Origin of the sequence: Streptomyces sp. NPDC003456, from assembly GCF_042878735.1 — a bacterium.
GTDB lineage: Bacteria > Actinomycetota > Actinomycetes > Streptomycetales > Streptomycetaceae > Streptomyces.
The window spans coordinates 128,062-150,087 of sequence record NZ_JBIAOK010000003.1 but is presented as its reverse complement, the minus strand read 5'-3'; the positions used below and the strand labels follow the sequence as shown (position 1 = coordinate 150,087).

Below are 22,026 nucleotides of genomic sequence, written 5' to 3'. Positions count from 1 at the left end.
TCAGCTCCCTGTACTGCGGTACGAACGAAGCCCCGTCCGCCAGGCCAGCCCGGCCAGGACGGAGCAGGCCAGGGCCACCGGCGGCGAGGCGTACGCCGTCCACTGCGGCAGCCCCACCGGATACGGCCGGCCCAGCACATGGGCGGCCGGCACCCAGTTGACGAAGGCCAGCGGCAGCACGAAGGTCACCCCCCGCACCAGGTCCTTCCCGAACACACCGGGCGGGTACTGCAGCAGCGTCGTCCCGCCGTAGGTGAACGCGTTCTGCACCTCGGCGGCGTCCTGCGCGAAGATCTGGAACGCCGCGCCCGCCACGAACACCGACGAGAAGATCACCGCCCCGCTGACCACCGTCACCGGCACCAGCAGCACCTTCCCCGGGCTCCAGTCGACGTCCACCGACACCAGCGCCCAGCCCAGCACCACCGCCCCCTGCGTGATCCGGCCCAGCCGGCGCAGCGCGAACCGGTCGGCGCCGACCTGCGCCAGCACCGGCGCGGGCCGCACCAGCAGCGTGTCGAAGGAGCCGTCGCGCATCCGGGCACCCAGCACGTCCGTCGACCCCAGCGCCAGATCCGCGACGCCGAACGCCGTCACCGACAGCCCGTACAGGAACGCCACCTCCGGCAGCGACCAGCCGCCCAGCGAGTCCACCTGCGAGAACATCAGCAGGATCCCCACGAAGTCCAGCCCCGTCAGCACGAGGTTGCCGCACAGCGTGACCGCGAACGACGCGCGGTAGGTCATGCTGGAGCGCACCCACATCCCCGCGATCAGCCGGTAGGCCCGCACCCCCTCCCGCAGGGCACCGCGCTCACCCACCCTGCACCACCACCCGCCGCGTCGCCGCCGACTGCACCGCACGGCCCGCCGCCAGCAGCACCACCGCCCAGCCCGCCTGGAACCCGAGCGCCCCGAGCGCACCCCTCTCCCCCATCAGCACATCGGCCGGCATCTGGATCTGCGCCGCCCACGGCAGCACCCCCACCACCTCGCCGAGCACCCCCGGGAAGGCGTTCAGCGGCAGCACCATGCCCGAGAAGAAGATGCCCGTCACCGCCAGCACCTGGCTGACCCCCATGCCGTCCATCAGCCAGAACACGCTCAGCGCCGCCAGATGACGGATCGCGAAACTGACCACCGCCGCCAGCAGCAGCGTCACCGCGAACGCCGCCCAGCGGCCCACGTCCGCGGGCAGCGCCATCGGGAAGAACAACGCGCCGAACAGGAACGGCACCACCCCCCGCCCCAGCATCTGGAACAGCGCCCGGCCCAGGTCACCGGCCATCCACCACAGCTGCAGATCGGCCGGACGGTACAGGTCGACGGCGATCTCACCCGTGCGGATCCGCTCCATCAGATCCTTCTCCGCCCCGCCGCCCTGGATCGCGAGCGTCGCGTACAGGCACTGCCCGAGCCACACATAGGTCACCGCCTGGGCCTGGTCGTACCCGCCGAGGTGCGGCCTCTCCTCCCACAGCGCGAGGTAGGTGTGCACGAGGACGACGCCGAAGACCGTGTTGGTGAACACCCCCGCCAGCGTGGCCGCCCGGTAGGTCGCGTACCGCCGGAAGCCCCCCGCCGCGACGGCCGCGTACAACCGCCACGAGCCCACGTCCACCGCCCTCCTCGCCGCCGCCCGGCACCGAAGCGCAGGAGCCTAACGGCCCGCACACCGCGCCCGCCACGGGATTTCGCCGCGGCACCGGGCGCGCGCGACGGGCCCCGCCGGGCCAGACGGTACGATCCGACACGTCCGCCTCGGCCGGGGCGCCCCGCGGCCGGGCCGAGCAGCACGGCGGCGGTGCCGGCCGGAGCGGGGCGCACGACCCGTCCCGCCGTCGGCCCTGCCCCCTTCGGGCGACCCCGCGCGAGCAGGACGGTGACGAACAGGCGTACCGGGCGGCGGAGCCACCCTCCACCCGCCTGCGCGTCCGCCCGTGCACCGCCGGACCGGCCAACCGCCCACGACACGGCCCTCGATCAGGGAACTGATCGCCGGATGCGACAGTCTTCATCACCGGGGCACAAGAGCGAGCAGAGACGTACGGAACGACGTACGACGCGAAACAGGAGTCCGTGCACGACATGAGTGACGAGCCTCAGCAGCCGAGTCAGGGCTGGGCACCGCGAGAGCCGCAGGCGGACGCCGGCGGCGACCCGGGCGCGCCCGAGGGCCAGGCCGCCGGCAAGCGCAAGCGGACCGGATGGCGCCGGCTGATCCCGACCTGGCGCATGACCCTGGGAGCCTTCCTCGTCACGGCCCTGCTGCTCGTCGGCGCGTTCTTCCTGGGCTACTCGCTGGTGAAGATCCCCCCGGCCAACGCGCTCGCCACCCAGCAGGCCAACGTCTACCTCTACGCGGACGGCTCCGTCATCGCCCGCGACGGCGAGGTCAACCGGGAGAACGTCACCCTCGCGCAGATCTCCAAGGACGCCCAGCACGCCATCCTGGCCGCCGAGGACCGCGACTTCTACACCGAGTCCGCCGTCGACCCCAAGGCCATGGTCCGCGCCGCCTGGAACACCGCCCTCGGCAAGGGCAAGCAGTCCGGCTCCACCATCACCCAGCAGTACGTGAAGAACTACTACCTGCGCCAGGAGCAGACGGTCACGCGCAAGGCCAAGGAGTTCTTCATCGCGATCAAGCTGGACCGCGAGGTCAGCAAGGACCACATCCTCGAGGGCTACCTCAACACCAGCTTCTTCGGCCGCAACGCCTACGGCATCCAGGCCGCCGCCCAGGCCTACTACGGCATGGACGCCAAGGACCTCGACCCCGCCCGCGCCGCCTACCTCGCCGCGCTCGTCAACGCCCCCAGCCAGTACGACGTCGTCGCCCACCCCGAGAACCGCAAGGCCGCCGAGTCCCGCTGGAACTACGTACTGGACGGCATGGTCAAGAAGGGCTGGCTCGGCGAGTCCGAGCGCACCGGCATGAAGTTCCCGGTGCCGAAGGAGTCCACCCTGTCCACCAGCATGTCCGGGCAGCGCGGCTACATCGTCCGGATCGTCAAGGACCACCTCGTCCAGAACAAGATCGTCGACGAGTCCCGGCTCGACGCCGGCGGCTACCGCATCACGACCACCCTGCAGAAGCCCAAGCAGGACGCCTTCGTCAAGGCCGTCAACGACAAGCTGATGGACAAGCTGGACAAGAAGCGCAACAAGGTCGACCGGTACGTGCGCGCCGGCGGCGCCGCCGTCGACCCCAAGACCGGCAAGGTCGTGGCGATGTACAACGGCATCGACTACGTCAAGCAGTACACCCCCAACGCCACCCGCCGGGACTTCCAGGTCGGCTCCACCTTCAAGCCCTTCGTCTTCACCGCCGCCGTCGAGAACGACTCCCGGACGCAGGACGGCCGCACGATCACCCCCAACACCGTCTACGACGGCACCAACCGGCGCCCCGTCCAGGGCTGGACCGGCCAGCCGTACGCCCCCGAGAACGAGGACCAGGTCTCCTACGGCGACATCACCGTCACCGAGGCGACCGACAAGTCCGTCAACTCGGTGTACGCGCAGCTGGCCGCCGACGTCGGCCCCCAGAAGGTCAAGCAGACCGCCATCGACCTCGGCATCCCCGAGACCACCCCCGACCTCGCCGACGGCCCCGCCATCGCGCTCGGCACGGCCACCGCCAGCGTCCTGGACATGGCCGAGGCCTACGCGACCCTCGCCAACCACGGCCGCCACGGCACCTACACCCTCGTCGAGAAGGTCACCCGCGGAGGCGCCCCGGTCGACCTGCCCGACCGGCGCACCCGCCAGGCCGTCAGCCGCGAGGCCGCCGACACCACCACCAAGGTCCTGCAGAGCGTCGTCCAGAACGGCACGGCCTCCGCCGCCCAGGCCACCGGCCGCCCCGTCGCCGGCAAGACCGGCACCGCCGAGAACGACAAGGCCGCCTGGTTCGCCGGCTACACCCCCGACCTCGCCGTGGTCGTCTCCGTCATGGGCCAGGACCCCGTCACCGCCGCCCAGAAGCCGCTGTACGGCGCCCTCGGCCTGCCCCGCATCAACGGCGGCGGACCGCCCGCCGAGATCTGGGCCCAGTTCACCCGCGACGCCCTCAAGGGCAAGCCGGTCAAGGCCTTCGACCTCGACCTCCAGCCCGGCTCCGACGTCACCGACATCCCCCGCACCACCGCCCCCTCCGACCCGGCCACCGGCGACACCGACGAGAGCGGCACCACCGGCGGCGAGGACGACAGCAGCCAGAAGCCCGAGCAGAGCCCGAGCGCGCCCCAGGGGCAGAACCAGGGCCAGACCGACGGCACCACCGGCGGCGAGTCCCCCACCGGCGGCGGCACCACGGACGGCGGCACCGGCGACGGCGGGGCGACCGGAGGCGACACCGGCACCACCGACGGCGGCGCGACCGGCGGCGGCGACCCGGCGGACGGCGGCGCCACCGGCGGCCCGACCGGCCCCGGCTGGGGCGTGGTCCCGCAGACCGCCCGCCGCGAGTAGACGCGGAGAGGACGGGTCAGGGCCCTGCTCGCCCGATCAGGGCCCTTCTCGCGGGACGGGTCACGAAGCCGTGCGGACGGGTCAGTGACCCGAGGTCGCCTTCAGGCCCACCACGGCGACCAGCAGCAGACAGACGAAGAAGATCCGGGCGGCGGACGCCGGCTCCCCCAGCACCACCATGCCGAACACCGCCGCCCCTGCCGCGCCGATCCCCACCCACACGCCGTAGGCGGTACCGATGGGCAGGGTCTTGGCCGCCTGCGACAGCAGCAGCATGCTGGCGACGATCCCGGCGCCGGTGAGCACACTCGGCACCGGACGGGTGAAGCCGTCGGTGTACTTCATGCCGACGGACCACCCCACCTCGAGCAGACCGGCGACGACGAGCAGAACCCAGGCCATGACGGGCACCTTCCGGAAACGGGCTGACGATGTCGGTGCGTCGTCTTTGCCTTGGTCCCGGTACGGCGCGTCTCGTCGGGGGGTCACTCCACGCTAGCAAACGCACGCCGAAGGGGCCGGTGACCCCGGTCACCGGCCCCTTCACGCTCCTGCCGGCGGGCCTACAGGTACAGGCCCGTGGAGTCCTCCGACCCCTCGAACCGGTCCGCGGCCACGGCGTGCAGGTCGCGCTCGCGCATCAGCACGTACGCGATGCCCCGCACCTCCACCTCGGCCCGGTCCTCCGGGTCGAACAGGACCCGGTCACCCGGCTCCACCGTCCGTACGTTCTGCCCCACCGCGACGACCTCGGCCCAGGCCAGCCGCCGGCCGACCGCCGCCGTGGCGGGAATCAGGATGCCGCCACCGGAACGCCGCTCGCCCTCGCCGGTCTCCTGCCGCACGAGTACGCGGTCGTGCAGCATCCGGATGGGCAGCTTGTCCGGATGGGTGCTGTGCTCGTTTCTGTTGGCGCTCACGCCCTGAAACCTACCTGTCCTCCCGGCCCGGGTCGGCAGTCGGGTCAGCCCTTGCGACGCCGTGTACCCAGTGCGAGCAGCCCCACCACACCCACGACGACGAGCGCGACGGGCACGACCCGCTCCAGGCGCGGCGCCCCGTCCTCGTCCACGAAGCGGGACCGCACGTCCGTGACGGCCTTGTTGACCCCCACGTAGGCCCGTCCGAGGGTGTGGTCGATGTTCGACGCGACCCTGGCCTTGGCATCCCCGACGATCGTCTTCGGGTGCACCCGCACCCCGATCTCGTCGAGCGTCTCGGCCAGGGTCGCGCGGCGGCGCCTGATGTCCGCCTCGATCTGCGCCGGGGTCCTGGTGTCCGCCGTGTCCGCCACCGTGTCGCCTCCGAAGTCGGTATGAAGCCTGTGCCGGACAGTCTGTCAGCTCCACGGCTCGGCGCATCGTCAGGACCCCCGGTTACCCTGGTCCGATGAGCGAGCGACTCCAGCCGGGGGACGTGGCCCCCGCCTTCACCCTCCCCGACGCCGACGGCACCGAGGTGTCCCTGTCGGACCACAAGGGCCGCAAGGTCATCGTCTACTTCTACCCGGCCGCCCTCACCCCCGGCTGCACGAAGCAGGCCTGCGACTTCACGGACAACCTGGAGCTGCTGGCCGGCGCGGGCTACGACGTCATCGGCATCTCCCCCGACAAGCCGGAGAAGCTGGCGAAGTTCCGTGACAAGGAGTCCCTCGAGGTCACGCTGCTCGCGGACCCGGACAAGAAGGTGCTGGAGGCGTACGGCGCGTTCGGCGAGAAGAAGCTGTACGGCAAGACGGTCGTCGGCGTCATCCGCTCCACGGTGATCGTGGACGAGGAGGGCAAGGTCGAACGGGCCCTGTACAACGTCAAGGCGACGGGCCACGTAGCGAAGATCATCAAGGACCTCTCGATCTGACCCTCTGATCCGACACCCCACCCCCCCCCCGCCCACCCGAGAGCGGCCCGTCCCGGCGACCCCCGGTACGGGCCGCTCCGCTTTCCGCACGTGACCGCCCGGCGGACGGTTCGTTACTCCGTACGAGACCACGAACGGGTGGTCGAGCGGGGAGGGCGAGGGATGGGGACGAGTGCGTACACCCGGGAGCGGCTGGAACGGGCGGCCCGGGATGCACGGACGCTGTCGGAGGCGCTGGTGCGGATGGGGGTGGATCCGCGGAGTTCGACGCGGCGGTACGTGTTCGAGCGCATGAAGAAGCTCGGCGTGGACGTGTCGCACTTCGAGCGGGAGGGTGTGAAGTGGACGAAGGAGGTCCTCGAACGGGCGGTCGCCGCTTCGACGAACACGTGCGAGGTGCTGCGGACGCTGGGGCTGGACGTCGTCGGCGGACACCACACGCACATCAGCCGCCGCATCAAGGCGTACGGCATCGACACCTCGCACTTCGTGCCCGCGGTCCGCACGGAGAGAATGAGGTACAACCAGCGCCGCCGCACCGCGGCGGAGATCCTCGTCGAGGACACGTCGCCGCACGCCCGTCGCGTTCCGAGCGCCCGCCTGAGGAGGGCCATGCGGGAGCTGGGGGTCGAGGAGCGCTGCGCCTTGTGCGGCACCGGGGGCCTCTGGCTGGGGGAACCGCTCTCCCTTGAGGTCGACCACGTCGACGGCGACTGGCGGAACAACAGGATCGACAACGTCCGGTTCCTGTGCCCCAACTGCCACGCGACGACCGACAGATACCGAGGTCGGGGCGCCCGGCGCACGCAAGGGCGTCCGTCATGAGCGGACGACGGGCCCGTCCCACTCCTGAACAGTTGCGGACCGCGGTTGCCGAGTCCGCCTCCCTCGCCGAGGTGCTGCGCCGTCTGAGCCGGCCGGACAACGGCGGGCAGCGGACGATGCTGCGTCGTTGGATCGCCCAGGAGCGTCTCGACACGACGCACTTCCTGGGGCAGGCACACAACCGGGGCAGGCCGGGAACGGTCCCGGTGAAGCGTCCCGAGCAGATTCTGGTCCGGCACGAGGGTCGGCAGCGAACCGGGACGTCACTGCTGCGCCGCGCCCTTCGCGCCGTCGGCGTCCCGGAGGTGTGTGCGCGGTGTGGCACCGGTCCCGAGTGGCTCGGCAAGCCCATGACGCTCGAGGTGGATCACATCAACGGGGACTGGAGCGACGACCGGCGGGACAACCTGCGCTTGCTGTGCCCGAATTGCCACGCGATCACCAGGACGTGGTGCCGAGGTGGCCGCCGCGCGGTCAGCGAGGCCCAGTAGAGTGGGCACGGCTGTGGGCCCGTACCCCAGCTGGCAAGAGGGCGCCGGTTTAGGTCCGGTGTGTCGTGGGTTCGAGTCCCACCGGGCCCACTCGGAAGGGCGCACCACAGGAGTGGGCGCCCTTCGCCATGTGTCAGCCCACCAGTTCGCGGATCGCCGGTACCAGTGCCCGGAACGCCTTGCCCCGGTGGCTGATCGCGTTCTTCTCCTGGGGGGTCAGTTCCGCGCAGGTGCGGTTCTCGCCGTCCGGCTGGAGGATCGGGTCGTAGCCGAAGCCGCCCGAGCCCGCCGGTTCGTGGCGGAGCACGCCGCGCAGCCGGCCCTCGACCACCCGCTCCGTGCCGTCGGGCAGGGCCAGGGCCGCGGCGCACGCGAAGTGCGCCCGGCGGTGCTCGTCGGCGATGTCCGACAGCTGCGCGAGGAGCAGGTCGAGGTTGGCCTTGTCGTCGCCGTGGCGGCCGGACCAGCGGGCGGAGAAGATGCCGGGGGCGCCGTTGAGGACGTCGACGCACAGGCCCGAGTCGTCGGCGACGGCCGGCAGGCCGGTGGCCCGGGCCAGGGCGTGGGCCTTGAGCAGCGCGTTCTCGGCGAAGGTGACGCCGGTTTCCTTGACGTCGGGGATGTCGGGGTAGGCGTCGGCGCCGACGAGGTCGTGGGGCAGTCCGGCTTCGGCGAGGATGGCGCGAAGTTCGGTGATCTTTCCGGCGTTGCGGGTGGCGAGGATCAGGCGGGTCATGGCCCCCAGTATGGCCGGGGGCGCGCCCCGCAAGGGGCGCGGGGAACTGCGCAATCAACCACGGCCGACCCGCACTCGGCCACCCGCTCAACCCGGCAGACGGGAAGCCCTGTCCGGCCGGCGCAGCGCTACGGCGTGCAGACCTTCGTCAACTCGCCCGCCGCGTCTGTCACCGGGCTGATGTCGGGCGTCTCGTCGCCGTTCTCGACGGCCCCTTGGAGCTCGATCAGAGCCTTGCGCATGTCCTCGGTCGCCTTGTCCAGGTCGGCGTTGTCCGTCTTGTCGCCGATCTTGTTGAGGTTGTCGCCGATGGACTGGATGGACTCGTCGACCTGCGTCGGGTCGTTCGCCGCGTTGTCGACCGCCTGCTGGAGGTCCGTGACGCTGTCGGCGATGGCGTCGGCGGTCTGGACGCAGTCCAGTGCCTTGTCGACGGCGGCGCAGCCGGTGGTGAGTCCGGCGGTCAGCGCGACGGCCGCCAGGGTGGCGGCGACGGCTGCGGTGCGGCGTCGGCGGCTCGCGGCCATGGAACGGTCCCTCTCGTTCGACGGGCCGGTCGGGCCCGGTGGCTGGCCGGGCGCACAGGGTTGAGCCGTGCGCCCGTACTCCTTCAGACGCGTGTGTGCTCGGCGCGGTTGCCCGGGCCGAGCACCGTTCTTGGCGCGTCCTTTACTTTTCGAGCAGTGCGTCGAGCGCGGTGCGCTGGTGTGCGGCGAGTTCGGTGCAGCCGGTGACGGCGAGGTCGAGGAGGGCGTTGAGTTCCTCGCGGGCGAAGGGTTCGGCCTCGGCGGTGCCCTGGACCTCGACGAAGCGGCCGTCGCCGGTGCAGACGACGTTCATGTCGGTGTCGGCCTTGACGTCCTCCTCGTAGCAGAGGTCGAGGAGGGGGACGCCGCCGACGATGCCGACGGAGACGGCGGAGACGGTGCCGGTGAGGGGCTGGCGGCCGGCCTTGACGAGTTTCTTGCGCTGGGCCCAGGCGACGGCGTCGGCGAGGGCGACGTAGGCGCCGGTGATGGCGGCGGTGCGGGTGCCGCCGTCGGCCTGGAGGACGTCGCAGTCGAGGACGATGGTGTTCTCGCCGAGGGCCTTGTAGTCGATGACGGCGCGCAGGGAGCGGCCGATGAGGCGGCTGATCTCGTGGGTGCGGCCGCCGATCTTGCCGCGGACGGATTCGCGGTCGCCGCGGGTGTTGGTGGCGCGGGGCAGCATGGAGTACTCGGCGGTGACCCAGCCTTCGCCGCTGCCCTTGCGCCAGCGGGGGACGCCTTCGGTGACGGAGGCGGTGCAGAAGACCTTGGTGTCGCCGAAGGAGACGAGGACGGAGCCTTCGGCGTGCTTGCTCCAGCCGCGCTCGATGGTGATGGGGCGGAGCTGCTGGGGGGTGCGGCCGTCGATTCGAGACATGCGGCTGAGCCTATCCGGAGGAGCGGAAGAGGCCCCTCCCGCGGGGGGAGGGGCCTCTTGGGTGCGGCCGTGGGGCCGAGCGCCCGGGGCGGTGCCCGGGGGTCACATCATGTCTTCGATCTCCGCCGCGATGGGGTCGGCGTCGGTGCCGATGACGACCTGGATGGCGCTGCCCATCTTGACGACGCCGTGGGCTCCGGCGGCCTTCAGGGCGGTCTCGTCGACCTTGGCGGGGTCCACGACCTCGGTGCGCAGGCGCGTGATGCAGCCTTCGACTTCCTCGATGTTGTCGATGCCGCCGAGCCCGGCAACGATCTTCTCAGCCTTGCTGGCCATCTTCGTTCTCCCTGATCCGAACCGCTTTGTCGCAGTAACCCACAGTTGGCCCATCTTCGCGAGCGGTCGTGTCGTGCGTGCCGAAGGATGGCGTCACGTCTGCGCGACCGTCCGTTCGACTGGTCTACACCACAAGGGTGTCCGACGACAAAAGTCTCTCGGCGAAGGGGAGCGGAATGAGTGCCGACAGCCCGGCCGCGCGGGAGGCGGCGGTCAGTGCGGGGCGGGCGCGCTGGAACCGGTTGTTCCAGGGGCTGCAGAAGATGGGCCGGAGTCTGCAGCTGCCGATCGCGGTGCTGCCGGCGGCGGGCATCCTCAACCGGCTGGGGCAGCCGGACGTGTTCGGGGACGAGGGGCTGGGCTGGACGAACGTCTCGAAGGTGATGGTGGGGGCGGGCGGGGCGCTGCTGGACAGTGCGCTGGGGCTGCCGCTGCTGTTCTGCGTGGGTGTCGCGATCGGGATGGCGAAGAAGTCGGACGGTTCGACGGCGCTGGCGGCGGTGGCGGGGTTCCTCGTGTACTTCACGGTGCTGCGGCAGTTCCCGGAGGACTGTCCGGAAGGGTCGGTCGCGGTGCCCAATGTGGGGTGCCAGGTGAGCGACGGGGGCCGGGAGGTGACGGCGTTCGCGTTCCAGAATCCGGGGGTGTTCGGCGGAATCGTGATGGGGCTGCTGGCGGCGTTCTTCTGGGCGCGTTTCCATCGGACGCGGCTGGTGGACTGGCTGGGGTTCTTCAACGGGCGGCGGCTGGTGCCGATCATCATGGCGTTCGTCGCGATCGCGTTCGCGGCGCTGTGTCTGTGGGTGTGGCCGCCGATCGGTGACGCGTTGGAGAGCTTCAGCGACTGGATGAGCGGTCTGGGTGCGTGGGGCGCGGGTGTGTTCGGGGTGGCGAACCGGGCGTTGCTGGTGGTGGGGCTGCACCAGTTCCTGAACGTGCCCATCTGGTTCCAGTTCGGTTCGTTCACGAAGCCGGACGGGACGGTGGTGCACGGTGACATCAACATGTTCCTGGCGGGTGATCCGGACGCGGGCCAGTTCACCTCGGGTTTCTTCCCGATCATGATGTTCGCGCTGCCGGCGGCGGCGTTGGCGATCACGCACTGCGCGCGGCCGGCGCGGCGCAAGGAGGTCGGGGGTCTGATGCTGTCGGTGGCGCTGACGTCGTTCGTCACGGGCATCACGGAGCCGATCGAGTACTCGTTCCTGTTCGTGGCGCCGGCGCTGTACGTGGTGCACGCGCTGCTGACGGGTGTGTCGATGGCGGTGACGTGGGGGCTGGGAGTGCACGACGGGTTCAGTTTCTCGGCGGGGCTGATCGACTACGTCATCAACTGGAATCTGGCCACGCGGCCGTGGCTGATCGTCCCGATCGGGCTGGGCTTCGCGCTCGTCTATTACGCGGTCTTCCGGTTCGCGATCACGAAGTTCGACCTGAGGACGCCGGGGCGGGAGCCCGAGGAGGACGTGGAGGACAGCGCCGGGGGGTGATCCCCGCGGCGGGTGGAATTGGCGGGTTCCACTCGTTCGGCCTACCGTGCTACAACTGGTCTACACCACTCACTGGTGGAGGTCGCGCGGTGATGACCGCGTTCCCCTTTCTTTGAGACGCCGCCGTCCCCCTTCGCATGCTTCCTGGGCGGCGCCGTGCCCCCTGGAGGAAGTTCATGTCCACAGACACAGCCGCGCCCGCGAGCCCGAGCAAGGGCTCGGCCGTGATGGCCGTCATGCAGCGCATCGGCCGCAGCCTCATGCTGCCGGTCGCCGTGCTGCCCGCCGCCGCCCTGCTGGTCCGGCTCGGCAACGACGACATGCTGGGCCGCCCCGAGTTCCCCGCGTTCCTGACGAAGATAGCGAGCTTCATGGCCGCGGGCGGCAACGCGATCCTCGACAACATGGCGCTGCTGTTCGCCGTGGGCATCGCGATCGGCTTCGCCAAGAAGTCGGACGGTTCCACGGCGCTGGCGGCCGTCACCGGTTACCTGGTCTTCCAGCGGGTGCTCGCCACCTTCACCGACCCGAACCAGCCCAAGGTGCCGACCGCCGTCGACGGCAAGGTCGTCATGGTGGAGAAGGCGGTGAACGCCGGCGTCCTGGGCGGCGTGGTCATGGGCATCGTGGTCGCCCTGCTCTACCAGCGCTTCTACCGCACCAAGCTGCCCGACTGGGCGGGCTTCTTCGGCGGCCGCCGCCTGGTGCCGATCCTGTCGGCCTTCGCGGGTCTGCTCATCGGCATCGTCTTCGGTTACATCTGGCCGGTCCTCGGTGCGGGTCTGCACAACTTCGGTGAGTGGCTGGTCGGTTCCGGCGCCGTCGGCGCGGGCATCTTCGGTGTCGCCAACCGTGCGCTGATCCCGGTCGGCATGCACCACCTGCTGAACTCCTTCCCCTGGCTCCAGGCCGGTGAGTACGAGGGCAAGAGCGGTGACATCGCCCGCTTCCTGGCCGGCGACCCGACCGCCGGGCAGTTCATGACCGGCTTCTTCCCGATCATGATGTTCGCCCTGCCGGCCGCCTGCCTCGCGATCGTGCACTGCGCCCGGCCCGAGCGCCGCAAGGTCGTCGGCGGCATGATGTTCTCCCTCGCGCTGACCTCGTTCGTCACGGGCGTCACCGAGCCGATCGAGTTCACCTTCATGTTCATCGCGCCGGTCCTGTACGCGATCCACGCCGTGCTCACCGGTGTCTCGATGGCGCTGACCTGGGCGCTGGGCATGAAGGACGGCTTCGGCTTCTCGGCCGGCGCGATCGACTTCGCCCTGAACCTGGGCATCGCGACCAACCCGTGGGGTCTGGCCCTGGTCGGACTGTGCTTCGCGGCCGTCTACTACGTGGTCTTCCGCTTCGCGATCACGAAGTTCAACCTGCCCACGCCGGGCCGGGAGTCCGACGAGGAACTCGCCGAGCTGCAGAAGGCGGAGGCGAAGTAGCCCGCTGACGGCACGCGAAGGCCCCGGAACCCGAGTGGGTTCCGGGGCCTTCCGCGTGCCGCCGGCCTTCAGATCTCGTACGTCTGCCCGGGCGCCGCGAGGTTCACCGGGCCGTCGTAGACCTCGCGGGCGTCGGCGAGGTTGACCTGGGGGTCCGTCCACGGCGGGACGTGGGTGAGGACCAGGCGGCGGGCGCCGGCCCGGGCCGCCGTCTCCCCCGCCTCGCGGCCGTTGAGGTGCAGGTCGGGGATGTTCTCCTTGCCGTGCGTGAACGCCGCCTCGCACAGGAACAGGTCGCTGTCGCGGGCCAGTTCGTCCAGGGCGGGGCTCACGCCGGTGTCACCGGAGTACGTCAGGACCCTGCCGCCGTGCTCGATGCGGATGCCGTAGGCCTCCACGGGGTGGGCCACCCGCTCGGTGTGCACCGTGAAGGGGCCGATCTCGAACGTGGACGGCTTGACCGTGTGGAAGTCGAAGACCTCGCTCATCGAGGAGGCGGAGGGGGTGTCCGCGTAGGCGGTGGTCAGCCGGTGTTCCGTGCCCTCGGGTCCGTGGACGGGGAGCGGATCGCAGCGGCCGCCGTCGTGGCGGTAGTAGCGCGCGACGAAGTACGCGCACATGTCGATGCAGTGGTCGGCGTGCAGGTGGCTGAGGAAGATCGCGTCGAGGTCGTAGAGACCGCAGTGGCGCTGCAGCTCGCCCAGGGCACCGTTGCCCATGTCGAGAAGCAGCCGGAAGCCGTCGGCCTCGACGAGGTAGCTCGAGCAGGCCGATTCCGCGGACGGGAACGACCCCGAGCAGCCGACGACGGTGAGCTTCATGAAGCAGAAACCTCCGCTGGCGGGACGATTCGGTGAGGGGCGTCGGGGGTCGTGCGGTCCGTCGAGCGTAAGGCGCGAAACCTCCGGTAGCTCCTCCGCCAAGGCCTGTTGTGGGCGAACTCACCTGTGCTGTCACCGGTTCGGCTGGCAGGGCCGGACGTGATCCTGGTGAGGGGGGCGCGCGACAGGGATGGCGCCGGTAACGTCTCAGTATGGACACGTCCTGGTGGCTGGCGCTCGCCGCGGTGGTACTGCTCGCGCTCGTCGCCACGCTCGTCGACGGCTGGGGGCGCAGCCGGCGGCCGCCGAAGCGGCGGGACCGCACGACCGGACCGGGCGCCGGGCCGGCGAACCGGCCGCGGCCGTCGGAGATCTGGTGGGCCGAGGTGCCCTACGAGGACGAGCCGCGCAGCAAGGACCGGCCCTGCCTGGTGCTCAGGGTGCGCGGCGGGCGGGCCACGGTCGCGAAGATCACCACGCGGTTCCGCGACGAGCGCGCCGGGGTGATCCCGCTGCCGCCCGGCTCGGTCGGCGACGCCCGGGGGCGGGCGAGTTTCCTGGAGACGGACGAGCTGCGCGAGGTCCCGGTGCGCCGTTTCCGCCGCCGGGTCGGCGTGGTGGACCCGGCGCTGTGGGACCGGGTGCGTCACCTGGCGAAGTGAGCAGCGGGAAGGGCCGGAGCCCTCGGTGGCTTCCGGCCCTTCGCACGTCTGCGCCGTGCCCGGATGTCCGCGGCGGACGTCCGCGGGTGTCCGCGGGTGTCCGCCCTAGGCCCAGAGCTGGCCCTGGAGGGTGTCGATGGCCTCCTCGGTGGTGGCCGCGGTGTAGACGCCCGTGGAGAGGTACTTCCAGCCGCCGTCGGCGACGACGAAGACGATGTCGGCGGGTTCCCCCGCCTTGAGGGCCTTCTTGCCCACGCCGATCGCGGCGTGCAGCGCGGCCCCGGTGGAGACGCCGGCGAAGATGCCCTCCTGCTGGAGCAGCTCCCGGGTGCGGGTGACGGCGTCGGCGGAGCCGACGGAGAAGCGGCTGGTGAGGACGGACTCGTCGTACAGCTCGGGGACGAAGCCCTCGTCGAGGTTGCGCAGGCCGTAGACCAGGTCGTCGTAGCGCGGTTCGGCGGCGATGATCCGGACGTCCGGCTTGTGCTCGCGCAGGTAGCGGCCGACGCCCATGAGAGTGCCGGTGGTGCCGAGTCCGGCGACGAAGTGGGTGACGGACGGCAGGTCGGTGAGGATCTCCGGGCCGGTCGTGGCGTAGTGGGCGCCGGCGTTGTCCGGGTTGCCGTACTGGTAGAGCATGACCCAGTCGGGGTGCTCGGCCGAGAGCTCCTTGGCGACGCGCACGGCGGTGTTGGAGCCGCCCGCGGCCGAGGAGGAGATGATCTCGGCGCCCCACATCGCCAGCAGGTCCCGGCGTTCCTGCGAGGTGTTCTCCGGCATGACGCAGACGATGCGGTAGCCCTTGAGCTTCGCCGCCATGGCCAGGGAGATGCCGGTGTTGCCCGACGTCGGCTCCAGGATGGTGCAGCCGGGGGTCAGGCGGCCGTCCTTCTCCGCCTGCTCGATCATGTGCAGGGCGGGGCGGTCCTTGACCGACCCGGTCGGGTTGCGGTCCTCCAGCTTCGCCCAGATGCGGACGTCGGCGGACGGCGACAGCCGCGGCAGGCGCACCAGGGGGGTGTTGCCGACCGCGGCCAGGGGTGAGTCGTAGCGCATGATCAGACCATGCCGCCGGCCACCGCCGGCAGGATCGTGACGTTGTCGCCGTCCGACAGCTTGGTGTTGATGCCGTCGAGGAAGCGGACGTCCTCGTCGTTGAGGTAGACGTTGACGAAGCGGCGCAGCTGGTCGCCGTCCACGATGCGGGCCTGGATGCCGGGGTGCCGGGTCTCGAGGTCGGTGAAGAGATCGGCGAGGGTGTCTCCCTTGCCCTCCACTGCCTTCTGACCGTCGGTGTAGGTGCGGAGGATGGTCGGGATGCGGACCTCGATGGCCATGGCTTCAGGGCTCCTGTCGGGAGTAGTCGGTCGGGGCGCGCGGCAGCGCAGGAACAGCGGGTGGTGCGTGTGTGCAGCGCCGCGGCTCACGGCCGTACGGCGACAGAGTGCGTCAACAGATGGCGCTGGCGAGCCTGCACAGGTCGACGTGCAGCCGCGCCACGAGCAGATCGCCCGGCGTCTTTTCGCTCACGTCGTGGAAAACCATGGGCTCATCGTATCGATTCCCGGACCGGCTCCCGGAGTGTGATCCCACACTTCGGACACTATTCATCCACGGGTCGAGATGCTGCCTGCGGAGGCCGAGCTCAGTACGTTTCGACCACCCGGACCTCCTCCTCCGTGACCTCGCCCTCGACGATGCGGAAGGAGCGGAACTGGAACTCGCCGGCCCCGTCGGTGTCGGCGGTGGAGACCAGGACGTAGTGGGCGCCGGGCTCGTTGGCGTAGGAGATGTCGGTGCGCGAGGGGTAGGCCTCGGTGGCGGTGTGGGAGTGGTAGATGACCACGGGCTCCTCGTCGCGGTCGTCCATGTCGCGGTAGAGCCGGAGCAGATCGCCGGAGTCGAACTCGTAGAACGTGGGCGACATGGCCGCGTTCAGCATGGGAACGAAGCGCTCCGGGCGGTCGGAGCCGGCCGGTCCGGCCACGACGCCGCACGCCTCGTCGGGGTGGTCCTTGCGCGCGTGGGCGACGATCTGGTCGACGAGGGCCTGGGTGATGGTCAGCATGCGGGCAAGGATAAGCAGAAGGGCCGTTCCGTACCGAGGGATGGTACGGAACGGCCCATATGCCGGACGCCCTGAGCGGCGGCCGCAGGGGGTGCCACGAGTACTCCCTGCGGCCGGGCGTCCTGGGTTGGTCAGCCGACCTTCTCGAACTCCGCGTCGCCGCGGCGCTCGGTGAGCTGCGGGTTGCGGCGCTTGAGGACCGCCCAGCCGACACCCAGGGCGACGGCCCAGCCGGCCGCGACGTACAGGCAGACCCGGGCGTCCTTGTCGTAGGCGATCATGCAGGTCACGCCGATGAGGAAGAGGAGCGCGACCCAGCTGAACAGGGCGCCGCCGGGGGCGGGGAAGGACGAGGCGCGCAGCCGGCCCGCGTCGACCGCGGCGCGGTAGCGGATGTGGCTGACGAGGATCATCATCCAGGTCCAGATGCCGGCCGCGGTGGCGACGGAGGTGACGTAGAGGAACGCCTTCTCCGGGACGACGTAGTTCAGGACCACGCCGATGCCCATGAGCGCCACCGAGACGGTGATGCCGACGGCGGGCGTCTTGCGGGCGTTGAGCTTGCCGAACGCCTTGGGCGCCTCGCTGTTGGAGGCCAGGTCGCGCAGCATGCGGCCGGTGGAGTACATGCCCGAGTTGCAGGACGACAGGGCCGCGGTGAGCACCACGAAGTTCACGATGCCTGCGGCGAGCGGGATGCCGATCTTGCCGAAGGCGTGCACGAAGGGGCTCTCGCCGGCGGAGAACTCGGTCCACTTCACGACGGAGAGGATCACCAGCAGGGCGCCGACGTAGAAGACGATGATGCGCCAGGGCAGGGTGTTGATGGCCTTGGGCAGGGTCTTCTCGGGGTTCTCGGACTCGCCCGCGGTGACGCCGACCAGCTCGACGGCGAGGTAGGCGAACATGACGCCCTGGAGGGTCATCAGGCTGGAGCCGATGCCGTTGGGGAAGAAGCCGTCGTGCGCCCAGAGGTTGGAGACGGTGGCGGTGTCACCGGCGTCGGAGAAGCCGAGGGTGAGCACGCCGAGGCCGATGACGATCATGCCGATGATGGCCGTGACCTTGATCATCGAGAACCAGAACTCGACCTCGCCGAAGATCTTGACGGAGATCAGGTTGACGCCGAAGAGCACCACCAGGAACACCAGGGCGCTGACCCACTGCGGGATCTCCGGGAACCAGAAGTGGATGTAGATGGCGGCGGCCGTGAGCTCGGCCATGCCGGTGACCACCCACATGAGCCAGTACGTCCAGCCCGTCACGAACCCGAAGAACGGGCCGAGGAACTCGCGCGCGTACTCGGCGAAGGAGCCGGAGACGGGCCGGTAGAGGAGCAGCTCGCCCAGGGCCCGCATGATGAAGAAGATCACGACGCCGGCGAGGGCGTACATGAGGATGATGCTGGGTCCCGCTTTGGCGATGTTCGCTCCGGCGCCCATGAACAGGCCGACGCCGATGGCGCCGCCGATCGCGATCATCTGGACCTGGCGACTGCCGAGTCCCCGCTCGTAGCCCTCTTCGGCCACGTTTTCCGTGTCGACCTGCGCAGAGGTCATGTGTGGTGCGCCTTTCTCCATGCCGACCCGGGCCTTTCGTCGGCCCCGGATCGGGTCTCGATCCCCCCGGAATGATGGAGTTGAGCGAGCCCGAGCCCGCTCGTGCCTGGCCGGCGGTCGCCGGCTCGGTGGCGCACCCGGCCGAACATTCGGGTGGTGCTCGCCGGGCGGTCGTGAAGATTTATCACGCCGGCAACACTGATCACAGGGCCGCGATGTGGCGCACCGCACAAGGAGAACCGGACAAAGAGCACCTGAAAAGGTCATAGGGGACGGGCGCGGTGACGCGATCGTTATCCGGATTTGAGTGTCCTCTGAGCGAACACCGCGGCGTCACCCGGCGGTCACCGAACCCGCACGAATCAGGGCATCAGGGTCCCGACCAGCGTTTCCTGCAGTCCGCCCAGCCACAGGTAGGCCATCACCATGGGCTTGCGCGGGTCCTCGTCGGGGAGGCGGAAGAGGAGGTCGCTGTCCTCCTCGTCGGTGATCTCCAGGCGGGAGCCGATCGCCAGCCGCAGGTCGTTCAGGGCGCCCAGCCACTGCTGCGAGTCCTGCGGGGACAGCTTCAGCACCGCCCCGCCCTCCCCGGCGGAGGTGGAGGACAGCGCGTCCAGCGAGCGCACCACTGCCAGGGCGTTGTCCCGCTTGCCGGCGCGCAGGTCGTTCTCGGTGTAGCGGCGGAACTCGGCGGAGTACGCGCGCTGCTCCTCGGCGTCGCGCGGCGAGGCGGACTGCTCGGGGTCGCCGTAGGCGTCCGGGAACAGGCGCCTGAGCACCGGGTCGGAGGGCGGCTCGCTCGGCCCCTCGGCGAACAGCCCGGCGAGCGGGTCGGCGGAGGCGTCCTCGGCCGGGCCGGGTCCGATCAGCTCCAGGAGCTGGACGGCCAGGGACCGGATGATGGAGATCTCGACGTCGTCGAGGGCGACGGCCGCGCCGCCGCCGGGGAGCGGTTCGAAGGTACCGGGCATGAACGCCTTTTCGCTGCTGGGCGGGGTGCTGGCTACTTGCGGTCCTGCTGGAGGGTGGCCCACAGGCCGTAGCCGTGCATGGCCTGCACGTCGCGTTCCATCTCCTCGCGGCTGCCGCTGGAGACGACCGCCCGGCCCTTGTGGTGGACGTCGAGCATGAGCTTGGTGGCCTTGTCCTTGGAGTAGCCGAAGTACGTCTGGAACACGTACGTCACGTAGCTCATGAGGTTGACCGGGTCGTTGTGGACGATCGTGACCCACGGGAGGTCCGGCTCGGGTACGGCGAAGACCTCCTCCGCCGACTCGGTGCGTTCGATCTCCAGGGGCGCGGGTGACGTCACACTGCCCATGCTGCCACCCGAGGGGGGTGGACGCACAAACGGGCCTGGCCGCAAGGCGATCGGCTCCCCGGACCCTGCAATCGTCAGATTGACGAAATGGGGGTACGCTCCTGTCCATGAACACAGCGGACCTTTCGCTGCCGGTGGATGTCCCGTCGACGGCGCTCTTCACGGACCAGTACGAGCTGACGATGCTGCGCGCCGCCCTCGCCGCGGGCACGGCCGAGCGGCGGAGCGTGTTCGAGGTCTTCACCCGGCGGCTGCCGGACGGGCGCCGCTACGGCGTCGTGGCGGGTACCGGGCGGGTGCTGGACGCGGTGGAGAACTTCCGCTTCGACCCGGCCGTCCTCGCCTTCCTGCGCGAGCGGCAGATCGTCGACGAGCGGACCCTGGAGTGGCTCTCGGACTACCGCTTCCGCGGGGACGTCTGGGGCTACCCCGAGGGCGAGGTGTACTTCCCGGGCTCGCCGATCATGCGGGTGGAGGGCACCTTCGCCGAGTGCGTGCTGCTGGAGACGGTGATCCTGTCGATCCTCAACCACGACTCGGCGATCGCCGCGGCGGCCTCGCGGATGTCGGCCGCCGCGGGTGAGCGGCCGCTGATCGAGATGGGTGCCCGGCGCACCCACGAGCTGGCCGCGGTGGCCGCCGCCCGGGCCGCCTACGTCGGCGGTTTCGCGACCACCTCCGACCTGGCGGCGGGGTTCCGCTACGGGATCCCCACGGTCGGCACCTCCGCGCACGCCTTCACCCTGCTGCACGACAGCGAGCGGGACGCCTTCCGGGCCCAGGTGGAGACGCTGGGCGGGGGCACCACGCTGCTGGTGGACACCTACGACGTCGCCGAGGCGGTGCGCACGGCCGTGGAGGTCGCCGGGCCCGGGCTGGGCGCGGTGCGCATCGACTCCGGCGACCTGCTGCTCGTGGCGCACCGGGTGCGCCGCCAGCTGGACGAGCTGGGCGCCACCGGCACGAAGATCGTCGTGACCTCGGACCTCGACGAGTACGCCATCGCCTCGCTGGCGGCGGCCCCGGTGGACGCGTACGGCGTGGGCACGCAGCTGGTGACCGGCTCCGGCCACCCGACGTCCTCGATGGTCTACAAGCTGGTGGCCCGGGCCGGGTCCGACGGCCCCGAGGCGCCGCTGGTGGCGGTGGCGAAGAAGTCCAGCGGCGGCAAGACGTCGGTGGGCGGGCGCAAGTGGGCCGCGCGGCGCCTGGACGCCAACGGGGTCGCCGAGGCCGAGGTGATCGGCACCGGGCCGGTGCCGGGCGAGCTGGCCGGCCGGCAGCTGCTGGTGGAGCTGGTCAAGGGCGGCGAGGTCGTGGCGCGCGAGCCGCTGGACGCGGCGCGGGAGCGGCACATGACGGCGCGCGCGGGCCTGCCGATGTCGGCCACGCAGCTCTCGCGCGGGGAGCCCGTCCTTCCCACGGAGTACGTGCACGGCGCCTCGGGTAGCCAATAGCGGTGTGCCGTGACGCGCCGATCCGTCCCTCCTCCCGTCCCCTCGTCCCCGCCCCGGGACCCGGTCGCTCGCCGGCCGGGCCCGCCGACCCCCTAGCCGAAGGATGCCGACCATGCGCCGCGCCTTGATCGTCGTAGACGTGCAGAACGACTTCTGCGAGGGGGGCAGCCTCGCGGTGTCCGGCGGTGCCGACGTGGCCGCCGCCATCACCGAGCTGGTCGGGCAGGCGGCCGGCGCCGGCTACCGGCACGTCGTGGCCACCCGGGACCACCACATCGCCCCGGGCGGGCACTTCTCCGCCAGCCCCGACTACGCCCACTCCTGGCCCGCGCACTGCGTGGCCGGCACGGAGGGCGTGGGCTTCCACCCGAACTTCGCCCCGGCCGTCGCCTCCGGCTCGGTCGACGCCGTGTTCGACAAGGGGGCCTACTCGGCGGCCTACAGCGGCTTCGAGGGCACCGACGAGAACGGCACCTCCCTGGCCGACTGGCTCCGCTCCCGCGAGATCACCGAGGTCGACGTGGTGGGCATCGCCACCGACCACTGCGTACGGGCCACGGCCCTGGACGCCGCCCGTGAGGGCTTCCGCACCCAGGTGCTGCTGGACCTGACGGCCGGGGTGGGGCAGGAGACCACGGACCGGGCGCTGGAGGAGCTGCGCGAGGCGGGCGTGGAGCTGTCGGGCAAGCCGGTGGTGCAGTAGCCGCGGGGCCGGGTCAGGTCTGGGCCGTCGGCCGCCGCAGCAGGGAGCGGATCGGGCGCCACAGCTCCTGGACCAGGTCCGGACCGGTCGCGACACCGTTGTCGGGGGCGGTGCGCCATATGAGGCCGTCGGGGTGGTGCAGGACCGCCGTGATCTCGTCCGGCGTGGGCGGGGCGGCGTTGCCGCGCAGGTAGACCGACCGGAGACCCAGGTTGCGGAGCCTGGTCAGGGCCCGCGCGCGGTTCACGGAGTGGACGAGGACGCGGACGGCCCCGGGGCCGTCGGCGGCGGGGCTGGGCAGGTTCAGTGCCACCACCACCGTGCCGTTCGGCAGCTTGCAGAAGCCTCCTGCGGCCATGCGGTCATCCCCCCGTGTCG

At 70.9% G+C, this 22,026-nt stretch carries 27 protein-coding genes, 1 tRNA gene and 1 riboswitch; of the genes, 10 read left to right on the top strand and 18 right to left on the bottom strand.

The window, feature by feature from the left end; all coding sequences use genetic code 11:
- Together ACFYWG_RS11700 and ACFYWG_RS11695 are read right to left on the bottom strand one after the other, a co-directional pair.
- A complete protein-coding gene (locus ACFYWG_RS11700; protein ID WP_389200899.1) occupies positions 1-822 on the bottom strand; it encodes an ABC transporter permease in 822 nt (273 codons plus the stop codon).
- Positions 815-1,615, bottom strand: coding sequence for an ABC transporter permease (locus tag ACFYWG_RS11695; protein ID WP_383499506.1), 801 nt, complete (start codon positions 1,613-1,615; stop codon positions 815-817). The genes ACFYWG_RS11700 and ACFYWG_RS11695 overlap by 8 nt, the downstream gene beginning before the upstream one ends.
- A 473-nt stretch (positions 1,616-2,088) precedes the next feature.
- Between ACFYWG_RS11695 and ACFYWG_RS11690 the strand changes: the two genes are divergently transcribed.
- The gene (locus tag ACFYWG_RS11690; protein WP_389200897.1) at positions 2,089-4,476 is read left to right on the top strand and encodes a transglycosylase domain-containing protein; all 2,388 of its coding nucleotides are present in this window, start codon (positions 2,089-2,091) and stop codon (positions 4,474-4,476) included.
- Positions 4,477-4,557: 81 nt separating this feature from the next.
- Here the strand turns inward: ACFYWG_RS11690 and ACFYWG_RS11685 are convergent, their stop codons facing one another.
- From ACFYWG_RS11685 to ACFYWG_RS11675, 3 genes are all read right to left on the bottom strand, one after another.
- On the bottom strand, positions 4,558-4,878 hold the full coding sequence (locus tag ACFYWG_RS11685; protein ID WP_389200895.1) for a DMT family transporter: 321 nt from the start codon (positions 4,876-4,878) through the stop codon (positions 4,558-4,560).
- A 34-nt stretch (positions 4,879-4,912) separates the two neighbouring features.
- Positions 4,913-4,982: riboswitch (guanidine-III (ykkC-III) riboswitch) on the bottom strand.
- A 57-nt stretch (positions 4,983-5,039) separates the two neighbouring features.
- Positions 5,040-5,396, bottom strand: a complete 357-nt coding sequence (locus tag ACFYWG_RS11680) for a co-chaperone GroES (RefSeq protein WP_333933571.1) — start codon at positions 5,394-5,396, stop codon at positions 5,040-5,042.
- Between the two features lie 44 nt (positions 5,397-5,440).
- Positions 5,441-5,770, bottom strand: a complete 330-nt coding sequence (locus ACFYWG_RS11675) for a DUF3618 domain-containing protein (RefSeq protein WP_383499451.1) — start codon at positions 5,768-5,770, stop codon at positions 5,441-5,443.
- Positions 5,771-5,865: 95 nt separating this feature from the next.
- Here ACFYWG_RS11675 and bcp point away from each other — a divergent pair, with 95 nt between their 5' ends.
- The 4 genes from bcp to ACFYWG_RS11655 all read left to right on the top strand — a co-directional run bounded on the left by bcp (position 5,866) and on the right by ACFYWG_RS11655 (position 7,739).
- The gene (bcp, locus tag ACFYWG_RS11670; RefSeq protein WP_383499454.1) at positions 5,866-6,333 is read left to right on the top strand and encodes a thioredoxin-dependent thiol peroxidase; all 468 of its coding nucleotides are present in this window, start codon (positions 5,866-5,868) and stop codon (positions 6,331-6,333) included.
- Between the two features lie 162 nt (positions 6,334-6,495).
- Complete coding sequence (locus tag ACFYWG_RS11665) at positions 6,496-7,158, top strand: HNH endonuclease signature motif containing protein (RefSeq protein ID WP_389200892.1); 663 nt, start codon at positions 6,496-6,498, stop codon at positions 7,156-7,158.
- Positions 7,155-7,649, top strand: coding sequence for an HNH endonuclease (locus ACFYWG_RS11660; RefSeq protein ID WP_389200890.1), 495 nt, complete (start codon positions 7,155-7,157; stop codon positions 7,647-7,649). Before ACFYWG_RS11665 ends, ACFYWG_RS11660 begins: the two co-directional genes overlap by 4 nt.
- 15 nt (positions 7,650-7,664) lie before the next feature.
- Positions 7,665-7,739, top strand: a tRNA-Leu gene (locus tag ACFYWG_RS11655).
- 43 nt (positions 7,740-7,782) lie between these two features.
- On the opposite strand, the gene rdgB is transcribed toward ACFYWG_RS11655, so the two are convergent.
- The 4 genes from rdgB to ACFYWG_RS11635 all read right to left on the bottom strand — a co-directional run bounded on the left by rdgB (position 7,783) and on the right by ACFYWG_RS11635 (position 10,128).
- The gene (rdgB, locus tag ACFYWG_RS11650) at positions 7,783-8,385 is read right to left on the bottom strand and encodes an RdgB/HAM1 family non-canonical purine NTP pyrophosphatase (protein WP_389200888.1); all 603 of its coding nucleotides are present in this window, start codon (positions 8,383-8,385) and stop codon (positions 7,783-7,785) included.
- 128 nt (positions 8,386-8,513) lie between these two features.
- Positions 8,514-8,912, bottom strand: a complete 399-nt coding sequence (locus tag ACFYWG_RS11645) for a hypothetical protein (protein ID WP_383499466.1) — start codon at positions 8,910-8,912, stop codon at positions 8,514-8,516.
- Between the two features lie 142 nt (positions 8,913-9,054).
- Positions 9,055-9,792 carry a ribonuclease PH gene (gene rph / locus ACFYWG_RS11640; protein ID WP_383499469.1) on the bottom strand — a complete coding sequence of 246 codons (738 nt, stop codon included), beginning with the start codon at positions 9,790-9,792 and terminating at the stop codon, positions 9,055-9,057.
- A 102-nt stretch (positions 9,793-9,894) separates the two neighbouring features.
- Positions 9,895-10,128 carry a PTS glucose/sucrose transporter subunit IIB gene (locus tag ACFYWG_RS11635; protein WP_279552360.1) on the bottom strand — a complete coding sequence of 78 codons (234 nt, stop codon included), beginning with the start codon at positions 10,126-10,128 and terminating at the stop codon, positions 9,895-9,897.
- Positions 10,129-10,304: 176 nt separating this feature from the next.
- Here ACFYWG_RS11635 and ACFYWG_RS11630 point away from each other — a divergent pair, with 176 nt between their 5' ends.
- Together ACFYWG_RS11630 and ACFYWG_RS11625 are read left to right on the top strand one after the other, a co-directional pair.
- Complete coding sequence (locus tag ACFYWG_RS11630) at positions 10,305-11,618, top strand: PTS transporter subunit EIIC (protein ID WP_385418854.1); 1,314 nt, start codon at positions 10,305-10,307, stop codon at positions 11,616-11,618.
- 176 nt (positions 11,619-11,794) lie between these two features.
- Positions 11,795-13,057: a PTS transporter subunit EIIC gene (locus tag ACFYWG_RS11625; protein ID WP_383499475.1), complete on the top strand. Its 1,263-nt coding sequence runs from the start codon at positions 11,795-11,797 to the stop codon at positions 13,055-13,057.
- Positions 13,058-13,125: 68 nt separating this feature from the next.
- Here ACFYWG_RS11625 and ACFYWG_RS11620 read toward each other — a convergent pair whose 3' ends face one another.
- Positions 13,126-13,878 (bottom strand): MBL fold metallo-hydrolase, encoded by a 753-nt coding sequence (locus ACFYWG_RS11620; RefSeq protein ID WP_376334475.1) that lies wholly within the window; start codon positions 13,876-13,878, stop codon positions 13,126-13,128.
- A 212-nt stretch (positions 13,879-14,090) separates the two neighbouring features.
- On the opposite strand from ACFYWG_RS11620, the gene ACFYWG_RS11615 reads away from it, so the two are divergent.
- On the top strand, positions 14,091-14,540 hold the full coding sequence (locus ACFYWG_RS11615) for a type II toxin-antitoxin system PemK/MazF family toxin (protein ID WP_376334473.1): 450 nt from the start codon (positions 14,091-14,093) through the stop codon (positions 14,538-14,540).
- A gap of 105 nt (positions 14,541-14,645) precedes the next feature.
- Here ACFYWG_RS11615 and ACFYWG_RS11610 read toward each other — a convergent pair whose 3' ends face one another.
- The 7 genes from ACFYWG_RS11610 to clpS form a co-directional block, all read right to left on the bottom strand.
- Positions 14,646-15,596 (bottom strand): PLP-dependent cysteine synthase family protein, encoded by a 951-nt coding sequence (locus tag ACFYWG_RS11610; protein WP_389200883.1) that lies wholly within the window; start codon positions 15,594-15,596, stop codon positions 14,646-14,648.
- A 2-nt stretch (positions 15,597-15,598) separates the two neighbouring features.
- A complete protein-coding gene (locus ACFYWG_RS11605) occupies positions 15,599-15,877 on the bottom strand; it encodes a MoaD/ThiS family protein (protein ID WP_383499481.1) in 279 nt (92 codons plus the stop codon).
- 112 nt (positions 15,878-15,989) lie between these two features.
- Complete coding sequence (locus ACFYWG_RS11600) at positions 15,990-16,085, bottom strand: putative leader peptide (RefSeq protein WP_311688247.1); 96 nt, start codon at positions 16,083-16,085, stop codon at positions 15,990-15,992.
- Between the two features lie 100 nt (positions 16,086-16,185).
- The gene (locus ACFYWG_RS11595) at positions 16,186-16,608 is read right to left on the bottom strand and encodes a Mov34/MPN/PAD-1 family protein (RefSeq protein WP_385418844.1); all 423 of its coding nucleotides are present in this window, start codon (positions 16,606-16,608) and stop codon (positions 16,186-16,188) included.
- Between the two features lie 131 nt (positions 16,609-16,739).
- On the bottom strand, positions 16,740-18,167 hold the full coding sequence (locus tag ACFYWG_RS11590; protein ID WP_383499489.1) for an amino acid permease: 1,428 nt from the start codon (positions 18,165-18,167) through the stop codon (positions 16,740-16,742).
- A 362-nt stretch (positions 18,168-18,529) separates the two neighbouring features.
- Positions 18,530-19,138, bottom strand: a complete 609-nt coding sequence (locus tag ACFYWG_RS11585) for a DUF2017 domain-containing protein (protein WP_376334463.1) — start codon at positions 19,136-19,138, stop codon at positions 18,530-18,532.
- Between the two features lie 32 nt (positions 19,139-19,170).
- Positions 19,171-19,488, bottom strand: coding sequence for an ATP-dependent Clp protease adapter ClpS (gene clpS, locus ACFYWG_RS11580; protein WP_020270284.1), 318 nt, complete (start codon positions 19,486-19,488; stop codon positions 19,171-19,173).
- 107 nt (positions 19,489-19,595) lie between these two features.
- Between clpS and ACFYWG_RS11575 the strand changes: the two genes are divergently transcribed.
- Together ACFYWG_RS11575 and ACFYWG_RS11570 are read left to right on the top strand one after the other, a co-directional pair.
- Positions 19,596-20,945: a nicotinate phosphoribosyltransferase gene (locus ACFYWG_RS11575; RefSeq protein WP_389200879.1), complete on the top strand. Its 1,350-nt coding sequence runs from the start codon at positions 19,596-19,598 to the stop codon at positions 20,943-20,945.
- A 112-nt stretch (positions 20,946-21,057) separates the two neighbouring features.
- Positions 21,058-21,648 (top strand): nicotinamidase, encoded by a 591-nt coding sequence (locus tag ACFYWG_RS11570; protein WP_376334459.1) that lies wholly within the window; start codon positions 21,058-21,060, stop codon positions 21,646-21,648.
- Positions 21,649-21,661: 13 nt separating this feature from the next.
- On the opposite strand, the gene ACFYWG_RS11565 is transcribed toward ACFYWG_RS11570, so the two are convergent.
- On the bottom strand, positions 21,662-22,006 hold the full coding sequence (locus ACFYWG_RS11565; protein WP_333933591.1) for a hypothetical protein: 345 nt from the start codon (positions 22,004-22,006) through the stop codon (positions 21,662-21,664).
- Positions 22,007-22,026: the final 20 nt, after the last annotated feature.